Raw genomic sequence first — 18910 nt, 5'->3', positions numbered from 1 at the left:
ATGTCTGATAAAAATAATTCTCATACTTTCCACATACCAGTTATGGGATTATCTTTTACTTTAGATAGTCCAATAAAAGTGGCCAAGTATGGTATTTCTTCTGTTATTTCAATTGTTGATGATGTTATTATTGAAAAAATGAATGAGTATTACTCATCCAAATTTGAGCTTCCATATAAAGCCATTTCTAATAAGGCTGATGACTATAGAGCTAAAAGAATTACATCTTATTTGAACACAGTAGACTCTATTGTAAAGCGAAAATTTGAAGATCTTAAAAAAAGTTTTGAAGATAAAAGTAGTGAGTTTGAAAAATACATTGAAATGCTTCCAGATTTTTCTGAATTAAAACAAAACTTTACTCATACTTTTCATAATAACAAAGTTAAAGATGAAGTACATCAATGGATTGAAAACAACCTAAAACCAGGTAGCATTGATGTTAACATTATGACCAAGCTTGACAAAGCAAATTACAAAGGAAAAGAAAAACTTTCTTCTGAATATAACGATGCACATGCCGCATTAAGAGGTTTTGCAAATAGTAATTTAGAATCATCTATAATTCTATCTGCAGGAATGAACCCTAGATTATATAGTTATTTCGAAAAATTCAATGATTTTTTCCCAAGAAAAGATGGCTATTTAAAAAAGAAAATAATATTAAAAGTAAGTGATTACAGATCTGCAATTATCCAAGGTAAATTTTTGGCTAAAAAAGGCTTATGGGTTTCCGAATATAGAATTGAATCTGGGTTAAATTGTGGAGGTCATGCTTTTGCCTCAGATGGTTTTTTAATAGGTCCTATTTTAGAGGAATTTAAAAACAACAAAGAAACACTTAAGCAAGATGTATTTAGCATTCTTAAAAGTGCTTTAGAAAATTCAGGAAAAGAAATACCAAGTGATTTAAATTTAAGTATAACTGTGCAAGGAGGTGTAGGAAATTCTAAAGAACATGAGTTTTTAATGGATAACTACAATGTAGATTCCATTGGTTGGGGAACACCCTTTCTATTAGTTCCTGAGGCAACTACAGTTGAACCAGATACATTACAAACTTTAATTAAAGCTAAAGAAAAGGATTTATTTTTAAGTAATGTTTCTCCTTTAGGAGTTCCTTTTAACAGTTTAAAAGGTAGTTCTAATGACAATATTAGAAATGCTAAAATTAAAGCTGGTAAACCTGGAAGTCCTTGTCCTAAAAAATTCTTAGCACTTAGCTTGGACGAAAATGGAAAACCAATTTGTACTGCTTCTAAAAAAATGCAAACTCAAAAAATTGAAGAGCTTAAAGCTCAAAATTTAGATGAAGAAACATACGAAAACAAGTTTAAACTAATTACAGATAAAACGTGTTTGTGCGAAGGTTTATCTAATTCTTCATTAATTGCCTATGGTGTTGAAAGAAAAGGAGAAGATCAAGGAGTTGCAATTTGTCCTGGTCCAAATATGGCTTATTATACAAAAGAAGTATCTTTAAAAGAAATGGTGGGTCATATTTACGGAAAAAATAATGTAATTGATGTAAATCATAGACCTCATATGTTTATTAAAGAATTATCTATGTATATCGATTATTTTTCAAATAAAGTAAACGAGTTTAAAGATACACTTACTTTAAAAAATGAAAAATATTTAACCACTTTTAAAAATAATTTGAAAGATGGAATTGCATACTATGAGGAATTATTTTCTTGTACAAAAAATTATTTTGAAATTAGTAACTCTGCCTTAAGTTTAGAATTAGATAAACTTAAAAATGAGTTAGTTAATATTCAAATTCCAATATTTGAAAAAGCTTAAAACAAAAAACACTGCCAATTGGCAGTGTTTTTTTTTATAATTTAAATTGCAAACTTATTATTCGCCACAATGGAAATTTTCTAATGTTTTATTTTCTAATATTTTTAAAGTACTATCTCTAACTTCGGCCATTAAACGATTTAAGCTACATGCTTCTTCACTTTTACAATCATCGCACCTTTCATAATAATTTAAACTTACGCAAGGTAACATTGCAATAGGTCCTTCTAAAACTCTTATCACTGAAGATATTTTTATATCCTTTGGCGATTTTAACAAATAATAACCTCCTCCTTTACCTTTCTTTGAGGCTAGAAATCCATTTTTTTTGAGCAAAAGTAAAATACTCTCTAAAAATTTTTTTGAAATATTCTCTGATTCTGAAATATCCGAAATCAATACAGGACAGTTTGGCTCTTGCTTAGCCAAATAACTTAAGGCTTTTAACCCATATTTAGTTTTCATTGAAAGCATCCCTAAAAATACTAAATTATCTTATAATATCTATTTCTTTGGAAGAAAAACTTCAGCCATCATACATCTAGCACTTCCTCCTCCACAAGCCTCAATAGTATCTAATGAACTGTGTAAAATTTTACAATGCTTTTCTATAGTTTTTAATTGCGTATTTGTTAAACTATTAAAGGCTGAAGTAGACATTACTAAAAACCTTTCTTCATTTTCTCCAACAACCTGCAACATATTTCCAGCAAAACTATTAACCTGAGCCTCAGTTATAGCAATAATTTCTTTTCCATCTTCTTTTAAATGTTTAACAACACTTTTTCGTTCCTTTTTATCATCAATACTTTCTAAACAAATAACGGCAAAAGTTTCTGCCAAAGCCATCATTACGTTTGTATGATAAATTGGTAAACGATTATTATTTACACTTTGATATGAAATAAAAGGAATTGGCGTAAACTCAAAATCTTCACAAAATTCAATAAATAAATCTTCATCTGCGCGAGGTGACAAAGCACAGTAGGCTTTTCCATGTACTCTATCTAATAATAAACTTCCTGTTCCTTCCAAAAATAAATCTTCCTCTTCTGCTGATGTATAATCAATAAAATTTTCAATTATAAAACCTTCTTCTTCAAGAATATCAAAAATGTCATCTCTTCTTTCAAGTCTTCTGTTTTCAGCAAACATTGGGTAAATACCTACAGTTCCGTTTTCATGAAAACTCATCCAGTTATTTGGAAAAATAGAATCTGGAGTATCTGTTTCTTTTCTATCATTAATTACAACAACATTAACTCCTATGCCTTTTAATTTTTCTACAAAAGAATCAAATTCTTGTAAAGCCTTAAATTGAATTGTTTCTGGACTTAAACTTTCTAAAGATTGTTGATAGTAATTATTAACAGCAGTTTGTTCGTTCATTCTAAATTGAACTGGACGAATCATTAAAATTGAATTTGTAACTTGTTTCATTTCAATCTCTTATTAATGGCATTGTAGAACATCTTAATAAACCTTCTTGTTTTCCAATTTCGGCATATGGAACTTCCTCAACAATAAAATCATTAGCTCTTAACCAATTATTTAGGCGGGTAAAGTTTTTTTCCGAAACTACTACTTTCTCTGATATTGAGAATACATTTGAAAACATTTGATACATTTCATCCTTTGAAATGTGAAACAAATTATCTAAACCAAAAAGATTTACTAAAAACATATAATCACTTTCATTTTTAAATCCTTCTTTATGAATAATTCCCTTGTTTTTACCTACTGGTTGAAAACAACAATCTAGATGCAAAGCATTCTCTTTTGCATTTGTATTAGATTTCACTAGGTCAAATTCTTTTACAATTTTATTGGGAAATAATTTCTTAATAAAATTTACTCCTTTCATATTGGTGCGAGCAGTAATAATATCTTTATAATCTTCTCCTTTATAGGTTCCTATAAAAATATAATTTTCCCATAGCATAACATCCCCTCCTTCAAAATGCACATCTTCTTCTGCCGAAATAATTTTACTTGGATCAATTTCATCAAGCACATACTGGATAGCTTCAATTTCTTTCTCTCTATCGGGTAAAATATTTGATTTAATTAATTTATCTCCTAAAACAAAGGCAATATCTCTGGAGAATATTTGGTTATAATTTTTAATAATTTTTGGCCTGTATACCTTTACATTATATTTTTCAAAAACTTTATTTAAAGCTTCCATTTCGGAAATCATATCCATTTCTGTTGGATATGTTCCTGCTTTAATATGTTCAATAGACTTAGGGTCATAAGCTTCGTCAATAGTTGGAATAGGTCCAATATTGTTTGCAATACCTAAAACCACAGCTCTAAGCCTAGAGGTTTCATTTTGAACATTAAGGTTTATCATATTATAAACATTTTTGGCTAAAATAGAAAAACCCCATAATTTAATATGAGGTTTTAATATTCATTTTATGTACTATTTTATCTATCTCTTATTTTCTGCAACAAAAGCTCTTTCAGTTGCCCCTACATATAATTGTCTAGGTCTTCCAATAGGTTCTTTATTCAATCTCATTTCTCTCCATTGAGCAATCCAACCTGGTAATCTACCTAAAGCAAACATAACTGTAAACATAGGTACAGGAATACCTAAAGCTCTATAAATAATTCCAGAATAAAAATCTACATTTGGATATAAATTTCTTGATTTAAAATATTCATCACTCAATGCTACTTCTGCTAATCCTCTAGCAATATCAAGTACTGGGTCATCAATTCCTAAATCTGCTAAAACTTCATCTGCTGCAACTTTTATAATTTTTGCTCGTGGATCAAAGTTTTTATAAACTCTATGACCAAATCCCATCAAACGGAATGGGTCATTTTTATCTTTTGCTTTTTCTATATATTTTTGAAAATCTCCACCATCTGCTTTAATATCTTCAAGCATTTCAATAACTGCCTGATTTGCACCTCCATGTAAAGGACCCCATAATGCTGAAATACCGGCTGAAATAGAAGCAAATAAGCCAGCATGTGAAGAACCTGCAATTCTTACTGTTGATGTTGAACAGTTTTGTTCGTGATCGGCATGTAAGATTAATAATTTATCTAATGCATTTACAATTACTGGATTTGACTTATACACTTCATTAGGAAGATCAAACATCATTTTCAAAAAGTTTTCAACATATCCTAATGAATTATCTCCATATTCTAATGGTAAACCTTCTTCTTTTCTATATGCCCAAGCAGCCAAAACAGGTAGTTTTGCTAAAATTTTAACAACTGCATTGTACATTGCTTCTTCAGAATCTACATTTACACTTTTTGGATTAAAAGCGGTTAACGCACTGGTTAATGCAGAAACAACTCCCATTGGATGAGCAGTTTTTGGAAATCCATCTAAAATTTTCTGTACGTCTGTATCAACTAAAGATTGTTTTTGAATATCTCTATGAAATTTCTTATTTTGTTCTTTAGTTGGAAGCTCCCCAAAAATCAACAAATAAGCTACCTCCAAAAAATCGGCCTTTTCGGCTAACTCTTCAATTGCATATCCTCTGTAGCGCAATATTCCTTTTTCTCCATCTAAAAATGTTATAGCACTTTGGCATGAGCTAGTATTTTTAAACCCTGGATCAATAGTTGTAATACCACCAGTAATGGTCCTCAATTTACTTATATCAATCGATACTTCATTTTCGGATCCAATTAAAATCGGAAATTCATACCTCTTACCATCTACTTCTAATATTGCTGTTTTCGACATAGTTAATTCTGAATAATATTATGTTAATTCTTAATACTTAATAGTAGCGAATTTAATCAATTTTAAGATATCATAAAAAAAAATAGACTATTGATTTTCTAATTATGTATATATTATTACAAATGCAAAAAAGCCGAGTTAAAACTCGGCTTTTTTTAAATTTTATTCGCTTTTTTTTATAAAACTTTAAAAGCTTTTTCTTGAGGATAGTAAGCTACGCTTCCTAACTCTTCTTCAATTCTTAATAATTGGTTATATTTTGCCATTCTATCAGAACGAGAAGCCGAACCTGTTTTAATTTGACCACAGTTTAATGCAACCGCTAAATCAGCAATTGTGTTATCTTCTGTTTCTCCTGAACGGTGAGACATTACTGAAGTATAACCAGCATTGTGTGCCATATTTACAGCTGCAATAGTTTCAGTTAAAGAACCAATTTGGTTAACTTTAATTAAAATTGAATTAGCAATACCTTCTTCAATACCTTTTGCTAAACGCTCAACGTTAGTAACAAATAAATCATCACCTACCAATTGTACTTTATCTCCAATTAATTCAGTTAAGTATTTTGTTCCTTCCCAGTCATTTTCATCCATACCATCTTCAATTGAGATAATTGGGTATTTAGCAGATAATTCAGCTAAATATTCAGCTTGTTCTTTTGAAGTTCTAATTACACCTTTATCTCCTTCGAATTTAGTATAATCGTATTTTCCATCAACAAAGAATTCAGCAGAAGCACAGTCTAAAGCTAATTTTACTTCAGCACCTGGCTTGTATCCAGCTTTTTCTATTGCTTTTAATACAGTTTCAATTGCGTCTTCAGTTCCGTCAAAAGTTGGAGCAAATCCACCTTCATCACCTACAGCTGTACTTAATCCTCTATCGTGAATTAATGACTTTAAGTTATGGAAAATTTCAGATCCCATTTTAATTGCTTCTGTAAAGTTTTTTGCAGCAATTGGCATAATCATAAACTCTTGGAATGCAATAGGAGCATCTGAGTGAGAACCACCATTAATAATGTTCATCATAGGAACTGGTAAAGTATTTCCACTTACACCACCAACATAACGATATAAAGGCATTTCTAATTCGTTAGCAGCAGCTTTTGCAGCAGCTAATGAAACACCTAGAATTGCGTTAGCACCTAATTTTGATTTGTTTTTAGTTCCATCTAACTCAATCATTGTTTGATCGATTAAATTTTGTTCAAAAACAGACATACCAACTAATTCTTCCGCTATAATTTCGTTAACGTTTTTAACCGCAGTTAAAACACCTTTTCCCATATAGTCTTTTCCTCCATCACGTAACTCAACAGCTTCGTGCTCTCCAGTTGAAGCTCCAGATGGAACAGCTGCTCTACCTAAAACACCATTTTCAGTTACTACATCAACTTCCACAGTTGGATTTCCTCTTGAATCGAATATTTGACGTGCGTGAACACTTAAAATCATACTCATATTTCTATTATTTTATTAAGTTATTTTTTACTTCTTTTTACTACACCAAAGTTACAAAATTAAGCCTAATTGTTATTTAATTTCATCCCTTTTATACGATAACGTTTTCGTTTTTTACCCAAAAAAATAGCCACTAACTTACTTATTTAGTGGCTATTATATTTTACTGTTTAGATGACCTTATATTTTCAATAAATTGATCAAATAAATACGAAGAATCATGAGGTCCTGGACTCGCTTCTGGATGATATTGTACTGAAAAACAGTTTTTATCTTTCATTCTCATACCCGCAAGTGTATCATCATTTAAGTGAACATGAGTAACTTCTAAATCGTTATGTTTTTCTACTTCTTCACGTTTTACAACAAAACCGTGATTTTGTGATGTAACTTCTCCTTTACCAGTAACCATATTTTTAACAGGATGGTTAATTCCTCTATGTCCATTATGCATTTTATAAGTTGAAATGCCATTTGCTAATGCAATAACTTGATGCCCTAGACATATTCCAAATAAAGGTAAATCTCTTTTAATAATTTCTTTTGCAACTTCTTGAGCTTCTTTCAGTGGATTTGGATCTCCAGGTCCATTTGATAAAAAATAACCATCAGGGTTAAATGCATTCAAATCTTCAAATGAAGCATTGTAAGGAAATACTTTTATGTAACAACCTCTATTTGCTAAGTTTCGTAAAATATTCTTTTTAATTCCAATATCAAGTGCTGAAATCTTAATAGGAGCATCCTTATCTCCAAAGAAGTATGGTTCTTTAGTAGAAACTTTTGAAGCTAATTCTAACCCATCCATTTCTGGTACAGCCATTAATTGCTCCTTTAATTCATTAATATTAGTATTTGTAGATATAACTGCATTCATTGCTCCCTTATCTCTAATATAACTTACTACTGCTCTAGTATCAATATCAGAAATTGCCATAACATTTTCTTTTTCAAAGTAATTTTCAAGCGAACCTTGAGAATTAGGTCTAGAATAGTTAAAACTGAAATTTTTACATACTAAACCAGCTATTTTAACTGAATCAGATTCAATTTCATCTTCATTAACTCCATAATTACCAATATGTGCATTGGTTGTAAGCATAATTTGTCCAAAATATGAAGGATCAGTAAAAACTTCCTGATAACCAGTCATACCAGTATTATAACAAATCTCTCCAAAAGCTGTTCCTTCTCTTCCTATAGATTTTCCTTCGAAAACTGTTCCATCAGCTAATAATAAAATAGCCTTTTTTCGTTTTGTGTACTTCATTAGTTGTAGTTGCTTTTTAAAATTTTAATTTCAGGTTCAAATATAAAAAAAAGGATAAACTATAAATAGCTTATCCTTTTAATATTATCAACGAATTATTATCATTAATTATCGTCTTTCTTTTCTTCAACAGAATCAACCGCCTGTGCTTCAACAGTTTCAGAAGATTTAGACCTACCTCTACGAGTAGATTTCTTCTTCTTCTTATTGTTTGGATTATAAGTTGTGTTATAATCAACTAATTCAACCATTGCCATTGGAGCATTATCTCCTTGACGGTTACCTAATTTAATTATACGTACATAACCTCCTGGTCTATCAGCAACTTTTACAGATACTTCTTTAAACAATTCAGTTACAGCATATTTATTTCTTAAATAACTAAATACTACTCTACGGTTATGAGTGGTATCGTCTTTTGATTTTGTAATTAATGGTTCTACAAATTGTCTTAAAGCTTTAGCTTTAGCAACTGTAGTATTAATACGCTTGTGTTCTATTAAAGAACAAGCCATATTAGCAAACATCGCCTTTCTATGAGCTGTTTGTCTTCCTAAGTGATTAAATTTCTTTCCGTGTCTCATCTCTTATTTCTTATCTTAATTAAAACCTAAGTTTTAAACTAATCTTTGTCTAATTTATATTTACTCAAGTCCATTCCAAAGCTTAAACCTTTATTATGAACTAGTTCATCTAATTCTGTCAAAGATTTTTTACCGAAATTACGGAACTTCATTAAATCATTTTTATTAAAAGATACTAAATCTCCTAATGTATCAACTTCCGCAGCTTTTAAACAATTTAGCGCTCTAACAGATAAATCCATATCCACTAACTTTGTTTTTAACAACTGACGCATATGTAAAGATTCTTCATCATATGTCTCAGTTTGAGCTATTTCATCAGCTTCTAATGTAATTCTCTCATCTGAAAACAACATAAAGTGGTGAATTAATATTTTAGCAGCTTCTGTTAATGCATCTTTTGGATTAATAGATCCATCAGTTGTAATGTCAAAAACTAATTTTTCATAATCAGTTTTTTGCTCCACACGAAAATTTTCAATTGCATACTTTACATTTTTTATTGGTGTAAAGATTGAATCCGTAAAAATCGTTCCTAAAGCAACACCAGATTTTTTATTTTCTTCTGCCGCAACAAATCCTCTTCCTTTTTCAATTGTAATTTCAAAATCTAATGAAACTGATTTCTCCATATTACAAATAACTAAATCATGATTTAATACTTGAAAACCAGAAATATATTTTTGTAAATCACCCGCTGTTAACTGCTCCTGATTAGTTATTGAAATATTTACTATTTCTCTATCAGAATCCTCTATTTGTTTTTTAAAACGAACTTGTTTTAAATTTAAAATAATTTCAGTAACATCTTCTACAACTCCTTTAATTGTTGAAAACTCATGTTCAATACCTTCAATACGAAGTGAAGTTATTGCAAATCCTTCCAAAGAAGATAAAAGCACTCTTCTTAAAGCATTACCAACAGTTAAACCAAAACCTGGCTCTAATGGTCTGAACTCAAATCTACCTTCAAAATCAGTAGAATTGATCATTATTACTTTATCGGGCTTTTGAAAATTTAATATTGCCATATTTTTCTTCGTTTTAATTGTTATTTGGTTGCGCGATTTTAAGTTTGAAGACGTTCTTAATTATCCTTTGGCCAAATACCAATATGGTTATTTATTATTTAGAGTATAACTCTACTATTAATTGTTCCTTAATGTTCTCTGGAATTTGAATTCTTTCTGGGACACTAACAAAATTACCTTGTTTAGTATCAGAATTCCAAGTCAGCCATTCATAAACATCATTTCTGTTAGCCAATGAATCTTCAATAGCAACTAAGGATTTCGACTTTTCTCTTACAGCAACAACATCACCAGCTTTTAAAGAATAAGAAGGTACATTAACTAACTCTCCATTCACAGTAATATGACGGTGTGATACTAATTGACGTGCTCCACTACGACTTGGTGCAATTCCTAATCTATAAACCACATTATCTAAACGTGACTCACATAATTGTAATAAAATTTCACCAGTTACTCCTGTAGATGCAGACGCTTTTTTGAACAAGTTAGAGAATTGTTTCTCTAAAATTCCATAAGTATATTTTGCTTTTTGCTTTTCAGCTAATTGGATAGCGTATTCAGATTTTTTTCCTCTACGTCTATTGTTTCCATGTTGTCCTGGAGGATAATTTCTTTTTTCAAAAGACTTATCTTCTCCAAAAATTGCTTCACCAAATTTTCGAGCAATCTTAGTTTTTGGTCCTGTATATCTTGCCATTTTTATTTGTTAATGATAGGGATTATGAATTAAGGCTTATCCTTCGATAATCTAAATTCCTATCGGTTAAAATTTATAATTATACTCTTCTTCTTTTTGGAGGTCTACAACCATTATGAGGCATAGGTGTAACATCAATTATTTCTGTAACTTCAATTCCTAAATTATGAATTGATCTAATTGCAGATTCTCTTCCGTTACCAGGTCCTTTTACATAAACCTTTACTTTTCTCATTCCTGCTTCATGTGCTACACGAGCACAATCTTCTGCAGCCAATTGAGCAGCATAAGGAGTATTCTTTTTTGAACCTCTAAATCCCATTTTCCCAGCTGAAGACCAAGAAATTACGTCACCTCTTTTATTTGTAAGTGATATAATTATGTTGTTGAATGAAGCCGTGATGTGAGCTTCACCAACTGCCTCTACAATAACTTTACGTTTTTTTGAACTTACTTTCGCCATTTTCTTAGTTATTATTTAGTTGCTTTTTTCTTGTTAGCTACAGTTTTACGTTTACCTTTTCTAGTTCTAGAATTATTTTTGGTTCTTTGACCTCTTAAAGGTAATCCACTTCTGTGACGAATTCCACGGTAACATCCAATATCCATTAAACGTTTAATGTTTATCTGAATTTCTGAACGTAACTCTCCTTCAATTGTTAACGTACCAACAGCTTCACGAATTTCATGAATCTCCTCATCCGTCCAATCTTGAACTTTTGTACTTTCATCAACTTTTGCAGTAGCTAAAATCTCTTTTGCTCTGCTTCTACCAATTCCAAAAATATACGTTAAGGCAATAACACCTCTTTTGTTTTTTGGAATATCAATACCTGCTATTCTTGCCATAACTATCCTTGTCTTTGTTTAAATCTAGGATTCTTTTTATTGATTACATATAATCTGCCTTTTCTACGCACAATTTTGCACTCGGCACTTCTCTTTTTTACTGATGTTCTAACTTTCATCGGTTTATACTTTAGTATCTGTAAGTAATTCTTGCTTTTGTTAAATCGTATGGACTCATTTCCAACTTCACTTTATCTCCAGGTAATAATTTTATGTAATGCATACGCATTTTTCCTGAAATATGAGCTGTTACAATGTGTCCATTTTCCAACTCTACACGAAACATTGCATTAGACAATGCTTCTGTAATTGTCCCGTCTTGTTGTATTGCTGGTTGTTTTGCCATTATGCTACTGATTTTCTTTTAGTTCCTTTTTTCATTAATCCATCATAATGACGATTTAATAAATGGGAGTTAATTTGCTGAATTGTATCGATCGCAACTCCAACCATAATTAGCAAAGATGTTCCTCCGTAAAATAATGCCCAAGATTGAGTTAATCCTAATTTCACAACAAACGCAGGTAATATAGCAACTAAGGCTAAAAATAAAGAACCTGGGAACGTTATTAAAGATAAAACTCTATCCAACATATCAGCAGTATCTTTTCCGGGTCTAATTCCTGGAATAAAACCACCACTTCTTTTTAAATCATCAGCCATTTTATTTGTAGGTATAGTAATTGCAGTATAAAAATAACTAAAAATAATTATTAATACAGCAAATAACAAATTATACCAAAAACCAAACATATTTCCAAATTCAATTCCAATTGCCTTTATCGTATCATTACCCGAACGAGCCAACAATCCAGGTGCAAACATAATTGCCTGAGCAAATATAATTGGCATTACTCCAGATGAATTTAGTTTTAATGGTAAGTAATCTCTTGCTCCTGCAACATTTTTAATGTTACCCGCAACCGTTTTTCTAGCATATTGCACAGCAATTCTTCTTACTGCTGTTACTAAATATACACAAACCAATATTACTAAGAACCATAATATCACTTCGATTAAAATCATAATCAAACCACCATTTGATGCGGTTATCTTCGATACAGCTTCCTGAATAAAAGATCCAGGGAATCGAGCAATAATACCAATCATAATTAATAATGAAATACCATTTCCAATTCCTTTGTCGGTAATTTTCTCACCTAACCACATTGCGAAAATAGTACCTGCGGTTAAAATAACCATAGAACTAATCCAAAACATGCTTCCACTAATGTAAAACGCAGATGAAGGAATTAATTGGTAAATATTAGTAATATAAGCTGGTCCTTGAACCATAGTAATCGCGATAGTTAACCAACGTGTTATTTGATTTATTTTCTTCCTACCACTTTCACCATCCTTTTGAAGTTTTTGTAAATAAGGAACCGCAATTCCCATTAATTGAACAACAATAGAAGCTGAAATGTAAGGCATAATACCTAAAGCAACAATAGATGCTTGTGCAAATGCTCCTCCGGTAAACATATCTAATAAACCTAATATACCTCCTCCACTTGTTTGATTTGCTAATGCTGCCTGAGCAACAGTAATATCAATACCTGGAAGTGGAACCTGAGCTGCAAAACGATAAATAGCCATAAATCCTAAAGTAAGAAGAATCTTATTTCTAAGTTCTTCTATACTCCAAATGTCCTTTATGGTTTGAATAAATTTTTTCATCTATATATCTATTTATAAAGTTTCAGCTGAACCACCAGCATTTTCAATAGCCGCTTTTGCAGTCGCTGTAAATTTATGAACAGTTACATTTAATTTTGCTTTTAACTCACCGTTACCAAGTATTTTTACAAGGTCATTCTTTCCCGCCAATCTATTTTCAATTAAAAGATCTAAAGTTACTGTATCTTTAATTCTTCCATTATCAACCAATTCTTGAAGTTTATGTAAGTTAATTCCTACATACTCTTTACGGTTCATATTGGTAAAACCAAATTTAGGCACACGTCTTTGCAAAGGCATTTGTCCACCCTCGAATCCAACTTTTCTTGAATATCCAGAACGTGACTTAGCTCCTTTGTGACCTCTTGTAGCAGTACCACCTTTTCCAGAACCTTGTCCTCTACCTACACGTTTTCCTTGTGTTTTAACCGATCCTTTAGCAGGTTTTAAGTTATTTAATGTCATCTCTTTATAAAATGTTATTTAATTTCCTCAACAGAAATTAAGTGTTTAACTGTATTTACCATTCCAAGGATAGTTGGTGTAGCCTCGTGCTCAACAACTTGATCAATCTTACGTAAACCTAGAGCTTCCAAAGTTCTTTTTTGGTTCTGAGGACGTCTAATTTTACTTTTTACTTGTGTTACTCTTATTTTTGCCATCGTCTCCTTGTTTTATCCTTTAAATACTTTTTCTAAAGATATTCCTCTTTCTTTAGCAATCATACTAGCACTGCGCAACTGTAATAAAGCATCAAAAGTTGCTTTTACTACGTTATGTGGATTTGATGATCCTTGAGACTTTGAAAGTACATCATGTACTCCTACAGAATCAAGTACCGCACGTACAGCACCACCAGCTATAACTCCCGTACCGTGAGATGCTGGCTTCAAAAATACTCTTGCTCCACCAAATTTACCTTTTTGTTCGTGAGGTAAAGTTTGATTTATAATTGGAATTCTTACTAAATTTTTCTTTGCGTCTTCAATTGCTTTCGCAATTGCAGAAGCCACATCTTTAGATTTACCTAATCCGTGTCCAACAACACCATTTCCATCCCCAACTACAACAATAGCTGAAAATCCAAATGCTCTACCCCCTTTTGTTACTTTAGTAACTCTTTGTACACCAACTAAATGATCTTGAAGTTCTAACCCGCTAGGTTTTACTCTTTCTACGTTATTGTATTTATGATACATAATTTACTAAAATTTTAAACCTGCTTCTCTTGCAGCGTCTGCTAGAGCCTTAACTCTACCGTGATACAAAAATCCATTTCTATCAAATGCAACAGCTTCAAATCCAGCTTTGCTCGCTTTTTCGGCAATACTCTTACCTACTAATTTAGCAACTTCTAATTTTGATCCTGTAGCTTCAATTTCCTTATCTCTAGATGAAACTGATACTAAAGTAGTACCTGTAATGTCATCTACTAATTGAGCATATATTTCTTTATTACTTCTAAAAACCGATAATCTTGGTTGCTCAGCAGTTCCAGAAACAATTTTTCTAATTCTATGCTTAATTCTTTGTCTTCTTTCAAGCTTTGATAATGCCATAATACTATAATTTATTATGCAGATTTACCTGCTTTTCTTCTTAATTCTTCTCCTACAAACTTAACTCCTTTTCCTTTGTATGGTTCAGGTTTGCGCATTGAACGAATCTTTGCTGCAATTGCACCCACAAGTTGTTTATCATGTGAAGTTAATTTTACAATTGGGTTTTTACCTTTTTCAGATACAGTTTCAACTTTTACTTCTGGAGCAAGTTCTAAAACTATATTATGAGAAAAACCTAAAGATAAATCTAAAACTTGACCTTGATTGCTAGCTCTATAACCAACACCTACAAGTTCTAACTCTTTAGTCCATCCTTTTGATACACCTTCAATCATATTAAAAATTAAAGATCTATACAAACCATGTTTTGCTTTATGATCTTTACTTTCAGAAGCACGTTCCAATATAATTGAATCTCCTTCTATACTAACAGTAATACCATCTTTTATCTCTTGAGATAACTCTCCCAATTTACCTTTAATTGTAACTACATTGTCTTTAATATCAAATGTAACTCCTGCAGGTAACGTAACTGGGTTTTTTCCTATTCTTGACATATTCCTTTAGTTCTTTATTAATATACGTAACATAAAACTTCTCCCCCAACATGCTCAGCACGAGCTTGCTTATTTGTCATAACACCTTTCGATGTAGAAACTATAGCAATTCCTAACCCGTTTAAAACACGAGGCATGTCATTTGCTCCTACATATTTACGTAAACCTGGAGTACTAATACGTTGTAATTTTTTTATAACAGAAGCTTTAGTAGCTTTATCATATTTTAATGCAATTTTAATAGTCCCTTGAAAACCATTCTCATCAAACTTGTAACTTAAAATATAACCTTGATCAAATAAGATTTTAGTTATTTCTTTTGTAATTTTTGATGCAGGAATTTCCACAACTCTATGGCTAGCCATAATTGCATTTCTAACTCTTGTTAGATAATCTGCGATTGGATCTGTAATCATATTTATTAATTTGCGGTTCCGGTTTTCCTTATTTTATATAACGAACCTAAAACCAATTATTTAAAATTTTACCAGCTTGCTTTCTTAACACCTGGTATAAGACCTTGATTAGCCATTTCACGGAAAGTTACACGCGAAATTCCAAACTGTCTCATATAACCCTTAGGTCTTCCAGTTAATTTACAACGATTGTGCACACGAATTGGCGATGCATTTTTCGGTAATTTTTGTAATGCGTCATAATCTCCAGCTTCCTTCAAAGCTTTACGTTTTTCAGCATATTTAGCAACTGTCTTTTTTCTCTTAACCTCACGGGCTTTCATTGATTCCTTAGCCATTCCTTAGTTCTTTTTAAAAGGTAAACCTAATTCAGTTAATAATGATTTTGCTTCTTTATCGGTTGGAGCAGAAGTTACAAAGGTAATATCCATACCTCCAATTTTGTTTACTTTATCAATATCAATCTCAGGGAAAATGATTTGTTCAGTAATTCCTAAATTGTAGTTTCCTCTTCCGTCAAAACCATTTGCTTTGATTCCATTGAAATCTCTTACACGTGGTAGAGAAGCTGTAACTAACCTATCCAAAAATTCGTACATCTTATCTCCTCTTAAAGTTACTTTTACTCCAATTGGAACACCTTTACGTAATTTAAAAGCTGCAACATCCTTTTTAGATACAGTTGAAACCGCTTGTTGACCAGAAATATTAGTCAATTCTTCAACAGCATAATCAATTAATTTCTTATCAGCTACAGCTGCACCTACACCCTTACTAATTACAATTTTTTGTAATTTAGGAACTTGCATAACGCTTTTGTAACTATATTCTTTCATAAGAGCATCTTTTACTCTACTCTTATATTCTTCTTTTAGTCTCGGTATATAAGCCATGATTAAATTGCTTTATCAGATTTTTTAGAGAACCTAACTTTTTTATCACCTTCCATTCTAAATCCAACTTTTGTAGCAACATCACCTTCCAGTAACATTAAGTTAGAAATATCTATAGAAGCTTCTTTTTTCACAATACCTCCTTGTGGGTTTTGTGCGCTAGGTTTTGAATGTTTAGATATCATATTAACACCTTCAACAATCGCTCTGTTCTTATTTGGAAAAACTGTAACAACTTTCCCTTCTTCACCTTTATGGTCTCCTGCCATTACTCTAACAGTATCCCCTGATTTTATCTTTAATTTCATCTTTTAATAATTTATTAAAGCACTTCAGGTGCTAATGATACAATTTTCATAAATTGTTTTTCACGAAGCTCTCTAGCAACCGGTCCAAAAACACGAGTTCCTTTCATTTCACCAGAAGTTCCATCTAACAATACACAAGCGTTATCATCAAAACGAATATAAGAACCATCTTTTCTTCTGATTTCTTTCTTCGTTCTAACAACTACAGCTTTGGCAACTTGCCCTTTCTTTACTGATCCGTTTGGTGTAGCATCTTTAACACTAACAACAATCTTATCACCAATAGATGCATAACGTTTCTTAGTTCCTCCTAAAACACGAATAACTAAAACTTCTTTAGCTCCTGTGTTGTCTGCTACTCTTAATCTTGATTCTGTTTGTAACATAATTATTTAGCTCTTTCTAGGATTTCTACTAATCTCCAACGTTTAGATTTACTCATTGGACGTGTTTCCATTATTTTAACAGTATCTCCAATATTGCAATCATTTTTCTCATCGTGCGCAACATATTTCTTTGTGCTTAACACGAATTTTCCGTACATAGGATGTTTCACTTTTTTAACTTCCGCAACAACAATAGATTTCTCCATTTTATTACTTGAAACTACACCTATTCTCTCTTTTCTAAGATTTCTTTTTTCCATCTTTATACTACTGAATACAATTATTGTAATTCTCTTTTAGTTAATTCTGTGGCAACACGTGCAACAGTTCTTCTAAGCGCTCTCAATTGCAATGGAGTTTCCAATGGCGAAATTGAGTGTGCCATTTTAAGATCAGTATAACTTTTCTTTAAACTTCCAAGTTTTTCTTGTAACTCTTCAGTTGATAATTCTATAATTTCAGATTGTTTCATTTTCTTAATCGGTTATTAAGCGTTATCAAAATCTCTAGCTACAACAAATTTAGTTTTCACAGGTAATTTTTGAGCTGCTAAACGTAAAGCTTCTTTAGCTACGTGTGCAGGAACTCCACCTACTTCAAACATAATTCTTCCAGGTTTAACTACGGCAACAAAATATTCAGGAGCACCTTTACCTTTACCCATACGTACTTCTAATGGTTTTTTAGTAATAGGCTTGTCTGGAAATATTTTAATCCATAACTGACCTTCCCTTTTCATATGACGTGTTGCTGCAATACGAGCTGCTTCAATTTGACGAGATGTAAGTAAATTCTGCTCCAAAGATTTAATTCCAAACATTCCATTTGAAAGTTGGTGTCCTCTTTGAGAATTTCCCTTCATATTCCCTTTCGCCTTCTGTACTTTACGATATTTAACTCTCTTTGGCTGTAACATCTTTAATTTCTAAATTTTAAAAATTTATTTTCTTCTACGATTTTGTGGTCTTTTTGAATTCCCTCCTCTATCGTTACCCTTTCCTTGTTTTTTAGAAAGTCCAACTAATGGAGATAATTCTCTTTTACCATAAACCTCGCCTTTCATAATCCATACTTTAACACCTAAGCGTCCGTATGTAGTATGAGCCTCAACAAGTGCATAATCAATATCGGCTCTAAACGTAGAAAGAGGAATTCTACCGTCTTTATAGTGTTCAGAACGTGCCATTTCAGCTCCGTTTAAACGACCTGAAATTTGTACTTTAATACCTTCTGCATTCATACGCATTGTAGCTGCAATTGCCATTTTAATTGCTCTTCTATATGAGATTCTACTCTCAATTTGGCGTGCAATACTTGCGGCTACTAAACGTGCATCCAATTCTGGGCGCTTAATTTCAAAAATATTAATCTGAATTTCTTTACCTGTAATTTTTTTAAGCTCTTCCTTTAACTTGTCTACCTCTTGTCCACCTTTCCCAATAATAATACCAGGTCTAGCAGTAGTGATAGTAACGGTTACAAGTTTAAGTGTACGCTCAATAATTACTGTTGAAACACTTGCTTTTGATAATCTGGCATGTACATACCTTCTTATTTTATCATCTTCAGCTAATTTATCACCGTAGTCTCTTCCTCCATACCAGTTAGAATCCCATCCTCTGATAATTCCTAAACGATTTCCTATTGGATTTGTTTTTTGTCCCATTTCTACTTATGA

The 18910-nt window shown here is 31.6% G+C and carries 29 protein-coding genes; 1 reads left to right on the top strand and 28 read right to left on the bottom strand.

Features of this window, described 5'->3' with window-relative positions; genetic code table 11:
- Entirely contained in the window at positions 1-1806 is a 1806-nt protein-coding gene (locus Q0776_RS14855; protein WP_298369896.1) for a hypothetical protein, read from the top strand.
- Positions 1807-1863: 57 nt separating this feature from the next.
- Here the strand turns inward: Q0776_RS14855 and Q0776_RS14850 are convergent, their stop codons facing one another.
- The 28 genes from Q0776_RS14850 to rpsC all read right to left on the bottom strand — a co-directional run bounded on the left by Q0776_RS14850 (position 1864) and on the right by rpsC (position 18898).
- On the bottom strand, positions 1864-2280 hold the full coding sequence (locus Q0776_RS14850) for an Rrf2 family transcriptional regulator (RefSeq protein WP_298369895.1): 417 nt from the start codon (positions 2278-2280) through the stop codon (positions 1864-1866).
- Between the two features lie 30 nt (positions 2281-2310).
- Positions 2311-3246 (bottom strand): citrulline utilization hydrolase CtlX, encoded by a 936-nt coding sequence (ctlX, locus tag Q0776_RS14845; protein WP_298369893.1) that lies wholly within the window; start codon positions 3244-3246, stop codon positions 2311-2313.
- Position 3247: 1 nt separating this feature from the next.
- Complete coding sequence (locus Q0776_RS14840; RefSeq protein ID WP_298369890.1) at positions 3248-4162, bottom strand: arginine deiminase-related protein; 915 nt, start codon at positions 4160-4162, stop codon at positions 3248-3250.
- 81 nt (positions 4163-4243) lie between these two features.
- Positions 4244-5530: a citrate synthase gene (locus Q0776_RS14835; protein WP_298369888.1), complete on the bottom strand. Its 1287-nt coding sequence runs from the start codon at positions 5528-5530 to the stop codon at positions 4244-4246.
- A gap of 176 nt (positions 5531-5706) precedes the next feature.
- A complete protein-coding gene (eno, locus tag Q0776_RS14830; protein WP_298369886.1) occupies positions 5707-6996 on the bottom strand; it encodes a phosphopyruvate hydratase in 1290 nt (429 codons plus the stop codon).
- 163 nt (positions 6997-7159) lie between these two features.
- Positions 7160-8266 carry a glutamine-hydrolyzing carbamoyl-phosphate synthase small subunit gene (carA, locus tag Q0776_RS14825; protein ID WP_298369885.1) on the bottom strand — a complete coding sequence of 369 codons (1107 nt, stop codon included), beginning with the start codon at positions 8264-8266 and terminating at the stop codon, positions 7160-7162.
- Positions 8267-8370: 104 nt separating this feature from the next.
- Entirely contained in the window at positions 8371-8850 is a 480-nt protein-coding gene (gene rplQ, locus Q0776_RS14820) for a 50S ribosomal protein L17 (RefSeq protein WP_298369883.1), read from the bottom strand.
- A gap of 38 nt (positions 8851-8888) precedes the next feature.
- Positions 8889-9881, bottom strand: coding sequence for a DNA-directed RNA polymerase subunit alpha (locus tag Q0776_RS14815; protein ID WP_298369881.1), 993 nt, complete (start codon positions 9879-9881; stop codon positions 8889-8891).
- Positions 9882-9975: 94 nt separating this feature from the next.
- Positions 9976-10581, bottom strand: coding sequence for a 30S ribosomal protein S4 (gene rpsD / locus Q0776_RS14810; protein ID WP_298369879.1), 606 nt, complete (start codon positions 10579-10581; stop codon positions 9976-9978).
- A gap of 79 nt (positions 10582-10660) precedes the next feature.
- On the bottom strand, positions 10661-11044 hold the full coding sequence (gene rpsK / locus Q0776_RS14805) for a 30S ribosomal protein S11 (RefSeq protein WP_298369877.1): 384 nt from the start codon (positions 11042-11044) through the stop codon (positions 10661-10663).
- Positions 11045-11055: 11 nt separating this feature from the next.
- Complete coding sequence (gene rpsM / locus Q0776_RS14800; RefSeq protein ID WP_298369875.1) at positions 11056-11430, bottom strand: 30S ribosomal protein S13; 375 nt, start codon at positions 11428-11430, stop codon at positions 11056-11058.
- 2 nt (positions 11431-11432) lie between these two features.
- Positions 11433-11549 carry a type B 50S ribosomal protein L36 gene (gene ykgO / locus Q0776_RS14795; RefSeq protein WP_081932050.1) on the bottom strand — a complete coding sequence of 39 codons (117 nt, stop codon included), beginning with the start codon at positions 11547-11549 and terminating at the stop codon, positions 11433-11435.
- A gap of 11 nt (positions 11550-11560) precedes the next feature.
- Positions 11561-11776 (bottom strand): translation initiation factor IF-1, encoded by a 216-nt coding sequence (infA, locus tag Q0776_RS14790; protein ID WP_068206835.1) that lies wholly within the window; start codon positions 11774-11776, stop codon positions 11561-11563.
- Entirely contained in the window at positions 11776-13110 is a 1335-nt protein-coding gene (gene secY / locus Q0776_RS14785; protein ID WP_298369873.1) for a preprotein translocase subunit SecY, read from the bottom strand. Before secY ends, infA begins: the two co-directional genes overlap by 1 nt.
- Before the next feature lie 12 nt (positions 13111-13122).
- On the bottom strand, positions 13123-13575 hold the full coding sequence (gene rplO / locus Q0776_RS14780) for a 50S ribosomal protein L15 (RefSeq protein ID WP_298369871.1): 453 nt from the start codon (positions 13573-13575) through the stop codon (positions 13123-13125).
- A gap of 14 nt (positions 13576-13589) precedes the next feature.
- On the bottom strand, positions 13590-13772 hold the full coding sequence (rpmD, locus tag Q0776_RS14775) for a 50S ribosomal protein L30 (protein ID WP_298369869.1): 183 nt from the start codon (positions 13770-13772) through the stop codon (positions 13590-13592).
- Between the two features lie 12 nt (positions 13773-13784).
- On the bottom strand, positions 13785-14309 hold the full coding sequence (rpsE, locus tag Q0776_RS14770; protein WP_298369867.1) for a 30S ribosomal protein S5: 525 nt from the start codon (positions 14307-14309) through the stop codon (positions 13785-13787).
- A 6-nt stretch (positions 14310-14315) separates the two neighbouring features.
- Positions 14316-14669: a 50S ribosomal protein L18 gene (rplR, locus tag Q0776_RS14765; protein WP_298369865.1), complete on the bottom strand. Its 354-nt coding sequence runs from the start codon at positions 14667-14669 to the stop codon at positions 14316-14318.
- Between the two features lie 14 nt (positions 14670-14683).
- On the bottom strand, positions 14684-15229 hold the full coding sequence (gene rplF / locus Q0776_RS14760) for a 50S ribosomal protein L6 (RefSeq protein WP_298369862.1): 546 nt from the start codon (positions 15227-15229) through the stop codon (positions 14684-14686).
- Between the two features lie 17 nt (positions 15230-15246).
- Complete coding sequence (gene rpsH / locus Q0776_RS14755) at positions 15247-15645, bottom strand: 30S ribosomal protein S8 (RefSeq protein WP_298369858.1); 399 nt, start codon at positions 15643-15645, stop codon at positions 15247-15249.
- Positions 15646-15713: 68 nt separating this feature from the next.
- Entirely contained in the window at positions 15714-15983 is a 270-nt protein-coding gene (gene rpsN / locus Q0776_RS14750; RefSeq protein ID WP_298369855.1) for a 30S ribosomal protein S14, read from the bottom strand.
- Positions 15984-15986: 3 nt separating this feature from the next.
- Positions 15987-16538 (bottom strand): 50S ribosomal protein L5, encoded by a 552-nt coding sequence (gene rplE / locus Q0776_RS14745; protein WP_298369854.1) that lies wholly within the window; start codon positions 16536-16538, stop codon positions 15987-15989.
- Positions 16539-16540: 2 nt separating this feature from the next.
- Positions 16541-16846, bottom strand: a complete 306-nt coding sequence (rplX, locus tag Q0776_RS14740) for a 50S ribosomal protein L24 (RefSeq protein WP_298369852.1) — start codon at positions 16844-16846, stop codon at positions 16541-16543.
- Between the two features lie 14 nt (positions 16847-16860).
- Positions 16861-17232 (bottom strand): 50S ribosomal protein L14, encoded by a 372-nt coding sequence (rplN, locus tag Q0776_RS14735; RefSeq protein ID WP_298369850.1) that lies wholly within the window; start codon positions 17230-17232, stop codon positions 16861-16863.
- A gap of 2 nt (positions 17233-17234) precedes the next feature.
- Positions 17235-17492, bottom strand: coding sequence for a 30S ribosomal protein S17 (gene rpsQ / locus Q0776_RS14730; protein WP_291973826.1), 258 nt, complete (start codon positions 17490-17492; stop codon positions 17235-17237).
- A 20-nt stretch (positions 17493-17512) separates the two neighbouring features.
- Positions 17513-17704: a 50S ribosomal protein L29 gene (gene rpmC / locus Q0776_RS14725; protein ID WP_298369845.1), complete on the bottom strand. Its 192-nt coding sequence runs from the start codon at positions 17702-17704 to the stop codon at positions 17513-17515.
- Between the two features lie 15 nt (positions 17705-17719).
- Positions 17720-18148, bottom strand: coding sequence for a 50S ribosomal protein L16 (gene rplP / locus Q0776_RS14720; RefSeq protein ID WP_298369842.1), 429 nt, complete (start codon positions 18146-18148; stop codon positions 17720-17722).
- Between the two features lie 24 nt (positions 18149-18172).
- Positions 18173-18898 (bottom strand): 30S ribosomal protein S3, encoded by a 726-nt coding sequence (rpsC, locus tag Q0776_RS14715; protein WP_298369840.1) that lies wholly within the window; start codon positions 18896-18898, stop codon positions 18173-18175.
- Positions 18899-18910 lie beyond the last annotated feature (12 nt).

This window comes from uncultured Lutibacter sp. (assembly GCF_947495725.1).
In the GTDB taxonomy this organism is placed as follows: domain Bacteria; phylum Bacteroidota; class Bacteroidia; order Flavobacteriales; family Flavobacteriaceae; genus Lutibacter.
The sequence above is the reverse complement of the archived record's forward strand: the minus strand, read 5'-3'. Positions and strand labels throughout refer to the sequence as shown.